The organism is Streptococcus anginosus (genome assembly GCF_900636475.1).
Classification (GTDB): Bacteria; Bacillota; Bacilli; order Lactobacillales; family Streptococcaceae; genus Streptococcus; species Streptococcus anginosus.
This window is the reverse complement of record NZ_LR134283.1, coordinates 638406-654613: the sequence shown is the minus strand read 5'-3', so window position 1 is coordinate 654613 and position 16208 is coordinate 638406. Positions and strand designations below refer to the sequence as shown.

Below are 16208 nucleotides of genomic sequence, written 5' to 3'. Positions count from 1 at the left end.
AATTACAGAAAGGATAGTTTGGTTGTATAGCAACTGAACACGGGACTAAGACTTAGAAAAAAGATAAATCGATTGGAGTTCATCGAACCCTGCATCGATTTCCTATTTTTCTACAGAAATTTTCGGCAAGCCGAAACGTCCCTTTGTATCTTATGAGTAACATTCAAAATATGTCCTTAGAGGACATCATGGGAGAGCGTTTTGGGCGCTACTCCAAATACATCATTCAAGAGCGGGCTTTGCCCGACATTCGTGACGGACTCAAGCCTGTGCAGCGTCGGATTCTTTATTCGATGAACAAGGACGGCAATACCTTTGACAAGGGCTACCGCAAGTCAGCAAAGTCTGTCGGAAATATCATGGGGAATTTCCACCCGCATGGTGACAGCTCTATCTACGACGCCATGGTGCGTATGTCTCAGGACTGGAAGAACCGTGAGATTTTAGTGGAAATGCACGGAAATAACGGTTCTATGGACGGCGATCCGCCAGCCGCTATGCGGTACACCGAGGCTCGCCTGTCTGAGATTGCGGGCTACTTGCTCCAAGACATCGAAAAGGACACCGTGCCTTTTGCTTGGAACTTTGACGATACGGAAAAAGAACCGACCGTATTGCCTGCTGCCTTTCCAAATCTTTTGGTAAATGGGGCAACGGGGATTTCTGCTGGGTATGCGACGGACATTCCGCCTCACAATCTGGCGGAAGTCATCGATGCGGTGGTGTATATGATTGACCACCCCAAAGCCAAGGTTGACAAACTCATGGAGTTTCTGCCGGGCCCTGACTTTCCAACGGGAGCTATTGTGCAAGGGCGTGATGAGATTAAGAAAGCCTATGAGACTGGAAAGGGGCGCGTTGTCGTGCGTTCTCGGACGGAGATTGAAAAGCTCAAAGGCGGCAAAGAGCAGATTGTTGTCACTGAAATTCCTTATGACATTAACAAAGCTGTTCTGGTCAAGAAGATTGATGACGTTCGGGTCAATAATAAGGTAGCTGGCATTGCAGAAGTGCGGGATGAGTCTGACCGTGACGGGCTTCGTATTGCTATTGAGCTGAAAAAGGATGCCAATACCGAGCTGATTTTGAATTATCTCTTTAAATATACGGATTTGCAGGTCAATTACAACTTTAACATGGTGGCTATTGACAATTTCACGCCGCGTTTGGTAGGGATCGTGCCGATTCTGACTAGTTACATCGCCCACCGAAGAGAGATTATTCTGGCGCGTAGTCGTTTTGACAAAGCGAAAGCAGAGAAGCGCCTGCATATCGTGGAAGGCTTGATTCGAGTGATTTCTATCTTGGATGAAGTGATTGCGCTCATTCGTGCGTCGGAAAATAAAGCTGACGCTAAGGAAAACCTCAAGGTCAGCTATGATTTCACCGAGGAGCAGGCAGAGGCTATCGTCACTCTCCAACTTTATCGCTTGACCAATACAGATGTGGTGATTTTGGAAGAAGAGCAGGCGGAATTACGTGAGAAAATTGATATGCTTTCTGCCATTATCGGCGATGAGCGGACCATGTACAATCTCATGAAGCGCGAACTCCGCGAGGTCAAAAAGAAATTTGGTAATCCTCGTCTTAGTGAATTGCAAGATACGGCTAATGCCATTGAGATTGATACGGTTAGTCTGATTGTGGAAGAAGAAACCTATGTCAGCGTCACTCGTGGCGGCTACCTCAAACGCACCAGTCCACGTTCTTTCAATTCATCAACGGTTGACGAGGTCGGCAAGCGCGAGGACGACCGTCTGATTTTTGTCAGCTCGGCGAAAACCACTCAGCACCTTTTGATTTTTACCAATCTTGGCAATGTCATCTATCGACCGGTCCATGAATTGGCAGACATTCGCTGGAAAGAAATCGGGGAGCACCTTAGCCAGACCATTACTAATTTTGAGACGAATGAAGAAGTACTTTATACAGAATTAGTTGATAATTTTGACGAAGGAACTTATTTTGCGGTAACAAAACTAGGACAAATCAAGCGAGTAGAGCGAAAAGAATTCAGTCCTTGGCGCACCTATAAGTCCAAGTCTGTTAAATTTGCTAAATTAAAAAATGAAGACGACCAAATTATCACACTTTCTCCAATCAAGTTAGATGATGTTATGCTAGTGACCAAGAACGGTTATGCCTTGCGGTTTAATATTGAAGAAGTGCCAGTTGTGGGTGCTAAAGCAGCAGGTGTCAAAGCTATCAATCTCAAAAAAGATGATGTCTTAGCAGCGGCTTTTATTGCCAATACTGATTCACTTTATATCTTGACCCAGCGCGGAGCGCTCAAGCGAATGGCAGTTGCAGATATTCCTGTGACGAGCCGAGCAAATCGTGGTTTGCAAGTGTTGCGCGAGCTGAAGTCCAAGCCACATCGTATTTTCCAAGCAGGTCCTGTCTTTGGAGAGCAACCTGCAGAACTAGACCTCTTTAGTTCAGATCATCCAACAGCAGAAGAAGAGCAGATTCTTTCTATTGTTTCTAACAAAGGAACGACTTACCAAGTGAATCTTGCTGACCTCGGTCTGTCTGAAAGAACCAGCAACGGTAGCTTTATCTCTGATACTATTTCTGATGAAGAAGTGTTCTCTGCGAATATTAAATAATTGAAAATCAGTCCAAGCGGCTGATTTTTTGTTCAGGTATAAACTGAAATTAAAAAATTTTCAGAATTTTGCAAAAAACTATTGAAAATATCTAAAAATAGTGTAAAATAAAAATCATAAAATTAAAAAGGAGAATGTTATGTCAGTAAATCTTGATTGGGAAAATCTTGGCTTTTCCTATATGAAATTGCCTTATCGCTATCTTGCCTATTATAAAAATGGTCAGTGGGAAAAAGGAGGATTGACTGAAGATGCAACTCTGCACATGTCTGAATCTTCTCCTTGTCTTCATTATGGGCAACAAGCTTTTGAGGGAATGAAAGCCTATCGCACGAAAGACGGAAGTGTACAACTATTTCGTCCAGATCAAAACGCGAAACGTCTACAACGTACCTCAGACCGTCTCTTGATGCCGCAAGTTCCGACTGATATGTTTGTTGATGCTGTAAAGCAAGTGGTTCGTGCAAATGAAGAATACGTTCCGCCGTACGGAACGGGAGGAACCCTTTATATTCGTCCGCTATTGTTAGGTGTTGGTGACATCATCGGTGTTAAACCAGCAGATGAATACATTTTCACCGTGTTTGCCATGCCTGTTGGAAATTACTTTAAAGGGGGCTTGATTCCAACAAACTTTATCGTTTCTGACAAGTATGACCGTGCTGCTCCTTATGGAACAGGTGCTGCTAAAGTCGGCGGTAACTACGCAGCAAGCTTGCTTCCAGGACAAATGGCGCATGAAAGGAAATTCTCTGATGTCATTTATCTAGACCCAGCTACTCACACGAAGATTGAAGAAGTGGGATCTGCAAACTTCTTTGGAATTACCAAAGACAACGAATTTGTAACGCCGTACAGCCCATCTATCCTTCCTTCTATCACAAAATATTCTCTTCTATACCTAGCAGAACATCGTTTGGGCTTGAAAGCTATCGAAGGAGATGTGCCAATTGATGATTTGGATCGTTTTGCTGAAGCAGGGGCTTGCGGTACAGCAGCGGTCATCTCTCCAATTGGTGGTATTCAGCACGGTGACGATTTCCATGTCTTTTATAGTGAAACAGAAGTTGGACCTGTCACTCGAAAACTCTATAATGAATTAACCGGCATCCAATTTGGCGATGTTGAAGCACCAGAAGGTTGGATTGTAAAAGTTTAAAAATTTTTGAAGCTATCTCTCGATTGAGGTAGCTTTTATTTTCACGTAGCACTTGCTAGTTTTCCTATTTTTTTGTAAAATAGAGACTTGAAAGAGGTATATGATGAGTAAAAAAGATAAAAAGATTGAAATCCAATTGGCAGATAGCAAAGTTAAAATAGGAACTGACCAGTACGAAGGTTATGTTTTATCTATTGGTAAAAAAGTCATTGGTCAAATTGCTGAGTTAGACGGGCAATTTGCTATCATAAAAAATGAAAATGTTGATAGTTTTTATAAAAAACTTGAAAATGCCGTGGAAAAATTGATTGAAACCTATAATTTGAGTAAATAAATGCTTGTATTTTCTTTTCATCAATGGTATAATGAATACTGTTGATTATACAGGAGAGGTAGCGAAGAGGCTAAACGCGGCGGACTGTAAATCCGCTCCTTCGGGTTCGGGGGTTCGAATCCCTCCCTCTCCATGAGCGTACTTAGTTTTTAATGGTATGACCACGTTCTTTTTGGGGTATAGCCAAGCGGTAAGGCAAGGGACTTTGACTCCCTCATGCGTTGGTTCGAATCCAGCTACCCCAGTTCTTAGGTAATATATCAGATAAATGGTAAAATATCTTAGGGTATTTTATTTCTTTATAGGGTGAGAAACGTTAAAGATAGTTCAATGTCATTGCGGTGCTTAGGAAAAATATTATAAGTATGTCAAGCGAGAAATGCTTGATTGTTGGAGGATTTTTTTAGATGAATGAATTTGAAGATTTGCTAAATAGTGTTAGCCAAGTTGAGCCAGGCGACGTCGTTACTGCTGAAGTATTGACTGTTGATGCGAACCAAGCTAATGTTGCAATCGCTGGAACTGGTGTAGAAGGTGTGTTGACCCTTCGTGAATTGACAAATGATCGTGAAGCTGACATTAACGATCTTGTAAAACCAGGTGAAACACTTGAATTGCTTGTTCTTCGTCAAGTAGTTGGTAAAGATACTGATACAGTTACTTACCTTGTATCTAAAAAACGTTTAGAAGCTCGCAAGGCATGGGACAAGTTGGTTGGACGTGAAGAAGAAGTTGTTACTGTAAAAGGTACTCGTGCTGTTAAAGGCGGTCTTTCAGTAGAATTTGAAGGACTTCGTGGATTTATCCCTGCTTCAATGCTAGATACTCGTTTCGTTCGTAACACTGAACGTTTTGTTGGCCAAGAATTTGAAGCAAAAATTAAAGAAGTGGATCCAAAAGAAAATCGTTTCATTCTTTCACGCCGTGAAGTAGTAGAAGAAAAAGCTGCAGCAGCACGTGCTGAAGTATTTAGCAAATTAGCTGTTGGTGACATCGTGACTGGTAAAGTTGCACGTATCACAAGCTTTGGTGCTTTTATTGACCTTGGTGGTGTTGACGGACTTGTTCACTTAACTGAATTGTCACACGAACGCAATGTTTCACCAAAATCTGTTGTATCAGTTGGCGATGAAATTGAAGTAAAAGTTCTTGATTTGAACGAAGAAGAAGGACGCGTATCACTTTCTCTTAAAGCTACAACGCCTGGACCATGGGACGGTGTTGAACAAAAATTAGCTGCTGGTGATGTGATTGAAGGTACAGTTAAACGTTTGACAGATTTCGGTGCTTTTGTTGAAGTATTGCCAGGTATTGACGGACTTGTCCATATTTCACAAATTTCACACAAGCGTGTTGAAAATCCAAAAGATGTGCTTAAAGTTGGTCAAGAAGTAACCGTAAAAGTTCTTGATGTAAATGCTGATGCAGAACGCGTATCGCTTTCTATCAAAGCTCTTGAAGAACGTCCGGCTCAAGAAGACAGCCAAAAAGAAAAACGTCAATCACGTCCTCGTCGTCAAAAACGCCAAGAAAAACGTGACTTTGAACTTCCAGAAACTCAAACTGGATTCTCAATGGCTGACTTGTTTGGTGACATTGAATTATAAGCAAAATAAAGGGATTGGAATTATGTTTTCAGTCCTTTTTTACTTGTTATTTTTTCATTTTTTGTGTATACTATAATAGTTGCCACCCTTAGTGTAATGGATATCACGTAAGATTCCGGTTCTTGAGATGGGGGTTCGATTCCCTCAGGGTGGATAATTGTTATCTGCTTATAAATCTTGTTATATGCAAGGTTTTTTATTTTTACAAGGGAGATTACCAATGCCTGTGAAATTGATTGCTCATGCTCTAATTGAAAAAGATGGAAAATATTTGCTTATTAAACGAAGTAAAATAAAACGTGGTTCTCCAAACATGTATCCCGAATATTGGGATATTCCAGGAGGTAGCGTGGAAGAAGACGAATTGCCAAGAGAAGGAGCTGTGCGTGAAGCAATGGAAGAAGTCAACCAAAAGGTACAATTAAGTTCGATTCTTCATGAGGATAGCTGTTATGATAATACAAAGGGCATTGTTTTTACGCGTCTAGTGTATAAGGCGAAATTGCTGGAATATAGAGAGATTAAACTTGATTTGGAAGAGCATACAGCGTTTCGCTGGATTCGGGCGCTGCCAGATATGAAGGATGAAAAGATTGTTCCTTATTTAAAAGATATATTGAAATAAATTGATAAATATGTTTGATAAAGTAAGATTATATAAAATAAATGGATACGATAAAGCTGATTTGCACGGCATTATGACTTTATCGTATCCATTTTAGATATGAAAAAACTCCTTGATAAAACAAGGAGTAAGAAAGGAAATTCTTTAGTTTTTAGCTGCTGAAGCAAATTCTTCTTTGGAGAAGGCATCATTGATGATGTCTTTTAATTGTTTAGCAGAAGCTTGCATTTTTTGTTTTTCAGCGTCATTCAACGGGATATTTACTGGACGTACGATACCATGTGCGCCAACAATAGCTGGTTGTCCAATGTAACAATCTGTAACGCCAGGATATTGACCTTCTTGGAATACTGAAAGTGGAAGAACTGAATTTTCGTCATCAAGGATAGCTTTTGTGATACGAGCTAAGGCAACTGCGATACCATAGAAAGTTGCACCTTTTTTATTGATGATTGAGTATGCAGCATCACGGACACCTTCAAACAAGTCAACTAATTCAGCAGCATTGAAGTTTTCTACGTCTTGAAGATAATTTTCAAGGTTGACACCTGCAACGTTGGCGTGTGACCAAACAGCGAATTCTGAATCACCATGTTCTCCCATGATGTAAGCATGGACAGAACGAGCATCTACATCTAATTTTTCAGCAAGTGCTTGACGGAAACGTGCTGAATCAAGAGAAGTACCTGAACCAATGACACGTTCTTTAGGGAATCCAGAGAATTTCCAAGTTGAGTAAGTCAAGATATCAACTGGGTTAGCAGCCACAAGGAAAATACCGTTAAATCCTGACTCAACAATTTTGGTAACAACATCTTTATTGATGCGGAGGTTTTTTTCAACTAATTGAAGACGAGTTTCACCTGGTTTTTGTGGTGCACCAGCAGTCAAAACGACAAGATCTGCATCGTGCGCATCAGCATATTCTGCTGAATAGATTTTCTTAGGTGAAGTGAAAGCAAGAGCATGGCTAAGGTCTTCAGCATCCCCTTCCGTCTTTTCTTTGAAAATATCAACAATACCAAGTTCTTGAGCGATACCTTGGTTGACAAGAGCAAATGCGTAAGAAGAACCTACAGCACCGTCACCGACAAGGATGACTTTTTTATGTTGTTTAGTAAGAGTCATTTTGCTAAACATCTCCTTTATTTTATTGGGGAACGTTTTCCCTTTACACATCTATTCTATCACTTTTGTAACATTTTGTCACGAATATAATACATATCATCTTATGTAAACGTTTTTATAACAAGGGATGTTTACTGAAAAAAATCCCAATTTATGTTATAATGATATGGTCATATAAATTGAAGAGAGGCATTTTTTAATGCAGGATAATAATTTAGTAAATGTGAATTTAACGAGCGAAATGAAGACGAGTTTCATCGATTATGCCATGAGTGTCATTGTTGCTCGTGCTCTTCCGGATGTTCGAGACGGTTTAAAGCCTGTTCATCGTAGAATATTGTATGGGATGAATGAGCTGGGGGTGACTCCTGACAAACCACATAAGAAATCTGCTCGTATCACGGGTGATGTTATGGGTAAATATCACCCGCACGGAGATTCCTCTATCTATGAAGCTATGGTGCGGATGGCGCAATGGTGGTCTTACCGCCACATGTTAGTAGATGGTCACGGAAACTTTGGTTCTATGGACGGAGACGGTCCTGCGGCACAACGGTATACAGAAGCTCGGATGAGCAAAATATCGCTTGAAATGTTACGCGATATCAACAAAAATACAGTTGATTTTGCAGATAACTATGATAGCAGTGAGCGTGAGCCATTAGTTTTACCGTCACGTTTTCCTAATTTGCTGGTCAATGGGGCGACAGGTATTGCTGTGGGAATGGCAACAAACATTCCTCCTCACAATCTTGGTGAGACCATTGATGCTGTAAAATTAGTCATGGATAATCCAGATGTGACCACACATGACCTTATGGAAGTGTTGCCTGGTCCAGACTTCCCGACAGGCGCTTTGGTTATGGGGAAATCAGGCATTCATCGCGCTTATGAAACTGGGAAAGGTTCCATTGTTCTACGTGCTCGGACGGAAATCGAAGAAACAAAATCTGGTCGTGAACGAATTGTGGTTACTGAATTTCCGTATATGGTCAATAAAACCAAAGTTCACGAACATATTGTGCGGTTAGTCCAAGAAAAACGTATTGACGGCATTACAGCGGTTCGTGACGAATCTAACCGTGAAGGGGTTCGTTTTATCATTGAAGTGAAGCGGGATGCAAGTGCGCATGTTATTTTGAACAATTTATTCAAATTAACGCAAATGCAGACGAATTTTAGCTTCAATATGCTGGCGATTCAAAATGGAGTGCCAAAGATTCTGTCTTTACGCGAGATTTTGCTTGCTTATATTGAACACCAAAAAGAAGTGGTTACACGCCGGACAGTTTTTGATAAGGAAAAGGCGGAAGCTCGTGCACATATTTTAGCTGGTTTGCTGATTGCACTAGATCACATTGATGAAGTGATTCGCATCATCCGAAACAGCGAGACAGATGCAGAAGCGCAAGCAGAGTTGATGGCACGCTATGAATTATCCGAACGTCAAAGTCAGGCGATTCTGGATATGCGTCTTCGCCGTTTAACGGGATTGGAACGGGATAAGATTCAATCTGAATATGACGACTTGATGAAATTGATAGCAGATTTAGCAGATATTTTAGCTAAACCAGAACGAGTTGTTGCGATTATCAAGGAAGAATTAGAAGAGATTAAACGTAAGTTTTCTGACGAACGTCGTACAGAACTAATGGTTGGTGAAGTACTGGCTCTGGAAGATGAAGATCTCATCGAGGAAGCAGATGTTTTGATTACACTTTCCAATAAGGGTTACATCAAACGGTTGAACCAAGATGAATTCACTGCGCAAAGACGTGGTGGTCGTGGTATTCAAGGAACAGGTGTAAAGGATGACGATTTTGTCCGTGAATTAGTTTCTACCAGCACACATGATCGCTTACTCTTCTTTACCAATAAAGGTCGCGTTTATCGTTTGAAAGGCTATGAAATTCCTGAATACGGTCGTACAGCGAAAGGTTTGCCGATTGTTAATTTATTGAAATTGGACGAAGGCGAAACAATCCAAACGATTATCAACGTTCAAGCCGAGCATGATAATAATTCCTACCTTTTCTTTACAACGCGCTATGGTGTTGTGAAACGGACAAGCGTAACAGAGTTTGCTAATATTCGTCAAAACGGTCTGAAAGCTCTGAATTTAAAAGATGAGGATGAACTCATCAATGTCTTTTTGACAAATGGTCAAGCAGATATCATTATTGGAACAAAAATGGGTTATGCTGTACGTTTTAATGAAAACCAAGTCCGAAATATGGGACGGGCTGCAACCGGCGTGCGCGGAGTGAATTTGCGTGCGGGTGACCATGTTGTAGGAGCAAGTGTCATTTCGAATGATCAAGAAGTGTTAGTCATCACTGAAAAAGGATATGGCAAGCGTACTTTAGCTAGTGAATACGCTACGAAAGGACGTGGCGGAAAAGGGATGAAAACAGCTAATATTACTGAGAAAAATGGTCCATTAGCAGGTTTGATGGCTGTGAATGGTGATGAAGATTTGATGATTATCACAAATACAGGGGTCATTATTCGGACAAATGTTGCCAATATTTCTCAAACAGGACGTGCAACTTTGGGTGTTAAAGTAATGCGACTAGATAAGGGAGCGCAGATTGTCACTTTTACAAGCGTTGCAGCGGATAGCGAAAAAGAAGAGGATGAAGAATAAATTAGATAAAAGGAAATGTTATGTCATCAACAAGAAAAAAACATAATAAAAGAAAAAATATTCTGATTAACATTATTGCGACATTGTTAATCATTGTTGCACTTGCACTTATTTTCAACTCTTCTATTCGAAATATGATCATGGTTTGGCATACCAATCGGTATCAAGTGAGCAATGTCTCCAAAGATAAAATCAATCGAAACAAAAAAGCCAAAACCAGCTTTAATTTCGATAAAGTTAAATCGCTGTCTACCGAAGATGTGATTAACGCGCAATGGAAAGCACAGCAATTACCAGTTATTGGTGGAATTGCTATTCCTGAACTTTCGATGAATTTGCCGATTTTCAAGGGCTTAGACAATGTGGGTCTTTATTATGGCGCAGGCACGATGAAAGAAACGCAGCAAATGGGGAAAGGGAATTACGCATTGGCTAGCCACCATGTATTTGGGATTACAGGTGCAAGCAATATGCTCTTTTCTCCTTTAGATCGTGCTAAAGCCGGAATGAAAATTTATCTGACAGATAAGGAAAAAATTTATACTTACTCCATTACTTCAGTTGAGAATGTAGCACCTGATAGAGTAGATGTGATTAATGACCGCGAAGGTGTCAATGAAGTGACTTTGGTGACTTGTGAAGATGCTGCAGCTACGTCACGAACGATTGTTAAAGGAACGCTAGAAGGAGAGACTTCTTATAAAGACGCACCAAAAGAAATTTTGAATGCATTTAGTAAAACGTATAATCAAATGCAGCTATAATAAAAACGAGGTGGGGACGATAATATCCCAGCCTCGTTTTTATGATGGAAATAAATAGTCACGCGATACTTGAGCAAGCTTTGCAAGAGTGAGAGAACGGGCTAAAAATTTTTAGTTTTCAGCCCTATCCCACTTTTATTTTTTTGTTGAATGAAATCAAAATGGTTTATGACAATATTTTTGTCAAAATACAGAAGTCGTGACTAAATCGCAAATAAATCATTAAGATTTTCAGCTAGAGTTGGATGAGTAAAGATTTGTTTTGTGAAATAAGTATAAGGAATCTTATTGTCCATAGCTACAGTTAGAATGTTAATGATTTCTTGAGCACCTTGTGAGAAGATAGTAGCGCCAAGAATTTCTTTAGTTTCTGTATTAACAACAGCTTTAAACGTCCCTCTAAGATCCGCATTGACATGTCCGCGTGGCATGGCTGCAACTGGAATTTCTTTGGTTGCATAAGGCAGGCCTTGTTCTTTAGCTTGAGCTTCTGTCAAACCAATTTGTGCTAGTGGAGGAGTGATAAACATGGTAGTTGGTACATGATTGCGATTTTCAAGTGTGTAGGAGCCATCACCGGCTAAGTAATTGAAAACGACACGAAAATCATCTAGCGAAACATAAGTAAATTGTAGTCCACCGTTGACATCACCAACAGCAAAAACGCCAGGAACAGTTGTTTGGCAATGCTTATCCACTTGGATAGCACCGCGGTCTGTAACTTGGATATCTGTATTTTCAAGTTTTAATGGTTCGATATTTGGTTTACGACCGGTAGCATAAAGCAAAGCGTCAAAGCGAAATGTTTCGTTTTTAGCAATGACAAGCACCTCTTCACCGTCATTTTTCACTTCTTGAGTGTAAATATTTTGAAGAATTTCAATACCGTCTTCCGTCATATATTGTTTAGCCAAAGTGGCAATTGAGGGCTCTACACGTGGCAAAAAAGTATCAGCAGCATCAAGGACAGTAACCTTGCTTCCTAGCTTATTGAAAAGTCCGGCAAATTCAAGACCGATATTTCCACCACCGAGAATACCAAGACGTTTAGGTAATGTAGAAAGATTTTGAATGCCTGTTGAGTCATAAACATTTTTTGTTGTAGTAAGTCCTGGAATTGGTAGAATGTTAGAGACAGCGCCCGTATTGATGACGATATTTTCAGCTGTTAGCTCTTGCTTTTCGTCGCCTGCTACAATTTCAATTATTTTGTTAGACAGAAAATGAGCTTCTGCATCAATAATATCTACTCCAGCACTACTAATGGCTGCGTAATTTTTCCCATTAAGTCGGCTAATAACCGCGTTTTTCTCAGCCATTACTTCTTCAAATGATAGTCCTTTTTCTGCGGCGACTAATAAGGTTTTGGTTGGAATACAAGCGATATTGATACAAGTACCACCGTACATAGCTTTGCTTCGTTCAATTAAAGCAACCTTTTTTCCTTGGGTTGCCATTTTTGCTGCTAATGTTTTACCAGCTTTACCAAAACCAATAACAATTAAATCGTATGTTAACATGATTTTTCCTCCGTTTTTATAAGCATTGTAACATATTCATTTTGCAAATGCTCGCATTTTGCTCTGGAGGATTGAGGAAAAGAATTTCTTTGAAATTAGAGAAAATATTTTTAGAAATTCAATTATTTTTACAAATAAATTTTTAGATTTTGCAAAAATTCTATTTGTAAAATCTTGTCTTTATCCTTTGAAAAGTCAGTAAAATCAATATGTATAATAGAAACTTATGGGACGATTAATTTTTCTTAAGTAGACACAAGATCATATCTGATATAAAATGTAAGCGTCAACAAATACTGAGCCTTGAAATGAAAGCGCTCTTATAACTTTATTATAAAGGAGTCCATACTATGGCAACTAAAGAAGAAATTTTACGTGAATTATATCCTGAAGATCTTTTTCACTATGCAGACGGTTTGACACTAGGAGAAGCAGAAGTCTTACAAGAAACTCGTCGTTTGATTGAAAAACATCTTCGTCCTGTGATCAATGAACATTGGGAAAAACCTGATTTTCCATTTGAACAATTTTACGCAGTTGCCAAAGGCGCGCAAATTATGAACAATCCTAAATTGTTTGAGGGACGTGAAGGCAGCTACAAACCATCAGAACTTTATATCGCATTCCTTTACTTGGAATTGGCTCGCTTTGATACATCAATGGCTACATTCTATACTGTGCATGGTGGACTTTGCTATAACACAATTTTACTCGGTGGTGATGAACGCCAACAAAAAGAATTTCTTCCTAAATTAGCAGCATTTGATTGGCAAGGATGTTTTGCTTTGACAGAACCACTTTCTGGTTCAGACATTGCAGGTGGGCTTGCAACAACTGCTGAACGTGTAGGAGACAAGTGGATTATTAACGGTGAAAAACGTTGGATTGGTGGTTCAGATACAGCTGATGTTATTCCAGTGTTTGCTCGTGACGTTGCAGATGGCAAAATTAAATGCTTTATCGTTCGCAAAGGAGCTCCTGGTTACGATGTAGAAGTTATTCAACATAAAATTGCACTTCGTTGTGTTCGAAATGGTCATATCACAATGACAAATGTTGAAGTTCCAGACTCAGATCGTTTGGTAAACATCAATGGTTTTGAAGATGTAGCTCGTATTCTTACATTTACTCGTGCTGATGTTGCTCATATCGCTATGGGAATAACTTGTGGTTCATTTGTTGCAGCATTAAAATATACTACAAACCGTCAACAATTTAAACGTCCAGTTGCTAAATTCCAAATCATTCAAGAAAAATTGGCTAGAATGCAAGCGAACGCTGTGGCAGCTATTGCTTACTCAGTTCGTCTTGCTGAAATGCAAGAAGCTGGCAATGAATTAATGTTAAATTCTGCCCTTGCTAAAATGCATAATTCACTCGTTATGCGCGAAACTGTTGCCCTTGCTCGTGAAGTAGGCGGAGGGGATGGAATCACTCTTGAAACAGATGTTGCCCGTTTCTTTGCAGACGCTGAGGCTGTTTATACTTATGAAGGTTCTCATGAAGTCAACGCTTTGATTGTTGGTCGTGAAATTACTGGCTTAGGTGCATTTGTATAATGACAAAGCAGGAACGGTTGAAGAGTATTCATCATTCAATCGTTCCTATTCTTTCATTTTAAACTTTATAATGTTAATATTAGATAGGAGAGAAAATTGAATATTTCAAAAGTGATGATCATTGGGTCAGGTCAGATGGGAAGTGGTATTGCACAAGTCTTTGCCCAATCAGGTTTTACAGTGTATTTGAATGATATTAAAGACGAATTCGTTGAAAGAGGAATCGGGAATATCACCAAGCAATTAACACGTTCTGTAGAGAAAGGGCGTCTGTCAGAAGCTGATAAAAATAGTATTTTGAGTAAGTTGATTCCCTCAACCTCATACGAAGATGCAAAAAATGTTCAGTTAGTTATTGAAGCAGCTACTGAAAACCGAGACATTAAGTTGAGTATTTTTAAACAATTAGATGAATTAACAACACCAGAAACAATTTTAGCGTCAAATACATCATCTTTGTCCATTACAGATATTGCAGTTGCAACTGTACATCAAGAACGAGTTATTGGTATGCATTTCTTTAATCCTGCTCCCGTTATGAAATTGGTCGAAGTGATCAAAGCACTTCAAACATCAGAAGAAGTAGTCAAAACTGTTCGTGAATTGACTGAAAAAATCGGTAAAACAGCAGTTGATGTGAAAGATTCTTATGGTTTTGTTGTAAATCGAGTGTTAATTCCGATGATAAATGAAGCTATTTTCATTCTTGGAGAAGGAGTAGCATCGGCTGAAGAAATTGATGAAGCGATGAAGCTAGGAGCTAATCATCCTATTGGACCATTAGCATTAGCTGATCTGATTGGTTTGGATGTTTGCTTGGCTATTATGGGAGTGTTGAATAATGGATTTGGTGATCAGAAATATCGTCCTGCTCCATTGTTGAAAAAAATGGTTGAAGCTAATAAACTTGGACGTAAGACCAAGGAAGGTTTCTTTAAATACTAAGATGAGGAGCAAGAAATGAAAGAAGCAGTTATTGTATCAGCAGTTCGTACACCATTAGGTTCTTTTGGTGGAAGTTTGAAAAATATTTCAGCTGTTGATTTGGGAAGTTTGGTTATCAAAAGCGCGCTGGAACGAGCAAATTTGAAGGCTGAACAAGTTGATGAAGTGATTATGGGAAATGTTTTAGGGGCAGGACTTGGTCAGAATGTGGCACGTCAAATGAGTGTCAATGCAGGTATCCCTGTATCTTCTCCAGCATTCACAGTCAATAAAGTATGTGGTTCAGGACTGAAAACAGTTCAATTAGCTGCACAAGCTATCCTTTGTGGAGATGCTGATATCATCGTAGCGGGTGGTGCAGAAAATATGAGCCAAGCACCATATGTGCTGCAAAATCAACGTTGGGGCTCTCGTATGGGAGACTCTAAAGTTGTTGATACTATGTTGCGCGACGGTCTGACTGACGCCTTTAATGATTTCCACATGGGAATCACAGCTGAAAATGTTGCTGCACAGTATGATATTTCTCGTGAAGTTCAAGATGCTTTTGCTGTGCAATCTCAACAACGTGCTGTGGCAGCTATTGAAGCTGGACGTTTCAAAGAAGAAATTGTTCCAGTGGTTATTCCACAAAGAAAGGGTGAGCCAATTATTTTTGATACGGATGAATTTCCAAGAAAAGATGCCTCGTTAGAAGGTTTGGCTAAATTGCGTTCTGTCTTTAAAGAAGGTGGAACTGTCACGGCTGGTAATGCTTCTGGTATCAATGACGGAGCAGCAGCAGTTGTTGTCATGAGTTCAGAAAAAGCAAAAGAATTAGGCATCCCCGTTTTAGCAACTATTAAATCATATGCTAGTGCGGGCTTAGATCCAAAAATCATGGGTTGTGGGCCAATTTATGCCTCTCGTAAAGCACTTGAAAAAGGTGGTTTTACAGTTGAAGACCTTGATTTGATTGAATCCAATGAAGCCTTTGCAGCTCAAGCGTGTGCTGTTGGAAAAGAGTTGAATTTTGACCCAGAAAAAGTAAACGTCAATGGCGGAGCCATTGCACTTGGTCATCCAATTGGAGCATCAGGCTGCCGTATTCTGGTTACTTTGTTGCATGAAATGGAAAAACGCGATGTTAAACGTGGTCTTGCAACTCTTTGTATCGGAGGCGGAATGGGCACAGCAGTCATTGTAGAACGTTAAAAATAATTACCTACTAAATTTAATTTACAATTTGATTTTTTTACTCTGTAAAACAAATTCTATCTAAGACGTTTATCTTAAATGATTCTTAGTAGAATTTGTTTTTTTATTTTGAAA

At 39.7% G+C, this 16208-nt stretch carries 12 protein-coding genes and 3 tRNA genes; 13 read left to right on the top strand and 2 right to left on the bottom strand.

The window, feature by feature from the left end; translation table 11 throughout:
* Positions 1–152 precede the first annotated feature (152 nt).
* From parC to EL079_RS03195, 8 genes are all read left to right on the top strand, one after another.
* Positions 153–2609 carry a DNA topoisomerase IV subunit A gene (parC, locus tag EL079_RS03230; protein ID WP_026248160.1) on the top strand — a complete coding sequence of 819 codons (2457 nt, stop codon included), beginning with the start codon at positions 153–155 and terminating at the stop codon, positions 2607–2609.
* Between the two features lie 121 nt (positions 2610–2730).
* A complete protein-coding gene (locus EL079_RS03225; RefSeq protein ID WP_080559874.1) occupies positions 2731–3768 on the top strand; it encodes a branched-chain amino acid aminotransferase in 1038 nt (345 codons plus the stop codon).
* Positions 3769–3871: 103 nt separating this feature from the next.
* A complete protein-coding gene (locus tag EL079_RS03220; RefSeq protein WP_003030304.1) occupies positions 3872–4102 on the top strand; it encodes a DUF2969 domain-containing protein in 231 nt (76 codons plus the stop codon).
* Between the two features lie 52 nt (positions 4103–4154).
* A tRNA-Tyr gene (locus EL079_RS03215) sits at positions 4155–4235 on the top strand.
* 40 nt (positions 4236–4275) lie between these two features.
* Positions 4276–4347, top strand: a tRNA-Gln gene (locus EL079_RS03210).
* A gap of 162 nt (positions 4348–4509) precedes the next feature.
* On the top strand, positions 4510–5709 hold the full coding sequence (gene rpsA / locus EL079_RS03205) for a 30S ribosomal protein S1 (protein WP_003024424.1): 1200 nt from the start codon (positions 4510–4512) through the stop codon (positions 5707–5709).
* Positions 5710–5791: 82 nt separating this feature from the next.
* Positions 5792–5863: transfer RNA gene (locus tag EL079_RS03200), tRNA-Arg, on the top strand.
* Between the two features lie 66 nt (positions 5864–5929).
* Positions 5930–6334, top strand: coding sequence for an NUDIX hydrolase (locus EL079_RS03195; RefSeq protein WP_003030317.1), 405 nt, complete (start codon positions 5930–5932; stop codon positions 6332–6334).
* Between the two features lie 144 nt (positions 6335–6478).
* Here EL079_RS03195 and EL079_RS03190 read toward each other — a convergent pair whose 3' ends face one another.
* Positions 6479–7462: an L-lactate dehydrogenase gene (locus EL079_RS03190; protein ID WP_003030242.1), complete on the bottom strand. Its 984-nt coding sequence runs from the start codon at positions 7460–7462 to the stop codon at positions 6479–6481.
* Positions 7463–7661: 199 nt separating this feature from the next.
* Here EL079_RS03190 and gyrA point away from each other — a divergent pair, with 199 nt between their 5' ends.
* Positions 7662–10109: a DNA gyrase subunit A gene (gyrA, locus tag EL079_RS03185; RefSeq protein ID WP_003030248.1), complete on the top strand. Its 2448-nt coding sequence runs from the start codon at positions 7662–7664 to the stop codon at positions 10107–10109.
* A 20-nt stretch (positions 10110–10129) separates the two neighbouring features.
* A complete protein-coding gene (locus EL079_RS03180; protein ID WP_003030284.1) occupies positions 10130–10873 on the top strand; it encodes a class A sortase in 744 nt (247 codons plus the stop codon).
* A 203-nt stretch (positions 10874–11076) separates the two neighbouring features.
* On the opposite strand, the gene EL079_RS03175 is transcribed toward EL079_RS03180, so the two are convergent.
* Positions 11077–12393, bottom strand: coding sequence for an FAD-containing oxidoreductase (locus tag EL079_RS03175; protein ID WP_003030279.1), 1317 nt, complete (start codon positions 12391–12393; stop codon positions 11077–11079).
* 350 nt (positions 12394–12743) lie between these two features.
* On the opposite strand from EL079_RS03175, the gene fadE reads away from it, so the two are divergent.
* From fadE to EL079_RS03160, 3 genes are all read left to right on the top strand, one after another.
* Positions 12744–13952, top strand: a complete 1209-nt coding sequence (gene fadE, locus EL079_RS03170) for an acyl-CoA dehydrogenase FadE (RefSeq protein WP_003029666.1) — start codon at positions 12744–12746, stop codon at positions 13950–13952.
* Positions 13953–14048: 96 nt separating this feature from the next.
* Positions 14049–14897 carry a 3-hydroxybutyryl-CoA dehydrogenase gene (locus EL079_RS03165; RefSeq protein ID WP_003030233.1) on the top strand — a complete coding sequence of 283 codons (849 nt, stop codon included), beginning with the start codon at positions 14049–14051 and terminating at the stop codon, positions 14895–14897.
* A 15-nt stretch (positions 14898–14912) separates the two neighbouring features.
* Positions 14913–16091 (top strand): acetyl-CoA C-acetyltransferase, encoded by a 1179-nt coding sequence (locus EL079_RS03160; protein WP_003030254.1) that lies wholly within the window; start codon positions 14913–14915, stop codon positions 16089–16091.
* Positions 16092–16208 lie beyond the last annotated feature (117 nt).

Coding starts and splice junctions, on each gene's coding strand:
- parC (WP_026248160.1), top strand. CDS start 153: ATGAGTAACATTCAAAATATGTCCTTAGAGGACATCATGGGAGAGCGT.
- EL079_RS03220 (WP_003030304.1), top strand. CDS start 3,872: ATGAGTAAAAAAGATAAAAAGATTGAAATCCAATTGGCAGATAGCAAA.
- rpsA (WP_003024424.1), top strand. CDS start 4,510: ATGAATGAATTTGAAGATTTGCTAAATAGTGTTAGCCAAGTTGAGCCA.
- EL079_RS03195 (WP_003030317.1), top strand. CDS start 5,930: ATGCCTGTGAAATTGATTGCTCATGCTCTAATTGAAAAAGATGGAAAA.
- EL079_RS03190 (WP_003030242.1), bottom strand. CDS start 7,462: ATGACTCTTACTAAACAACATAAAAAAGTCATCCTTGTCGGTGACGGT.
- gyrA (WP_003030248.1), top strand. CDS start 7,662: ATGCAGGATAATAATTTAGTAAATGTGAATTTAACGAGCGAAATGAAG.
- EL079_RS03180 (WP_003030284.1), top strand. CDS start 10,130: ATGTCATCAACAAGAAAAAAACATAATAAAAGAAAAAATATTCTGATT.
- EL079_RS03175 (WP_003030279.1), bottom strand. CDS start 12,393: ATGTTAACATACGATTTAATTGTTATTGGTTTTGGTAAAGCTGGTAAA.
- fadE (WP_003029666.1), top strand. CDS start 12,744: ATGGCAACTAAAGAAGAAATTTTACGTGAATTATATCCTGAAGATCTT.
- EL079_RS03160 (WP_003030254.1), top strand. CDS start 14,913: ATGAAAGAAGCAGTTATTGTATCAGCAGTTCGTACACCATTAGGTTCT.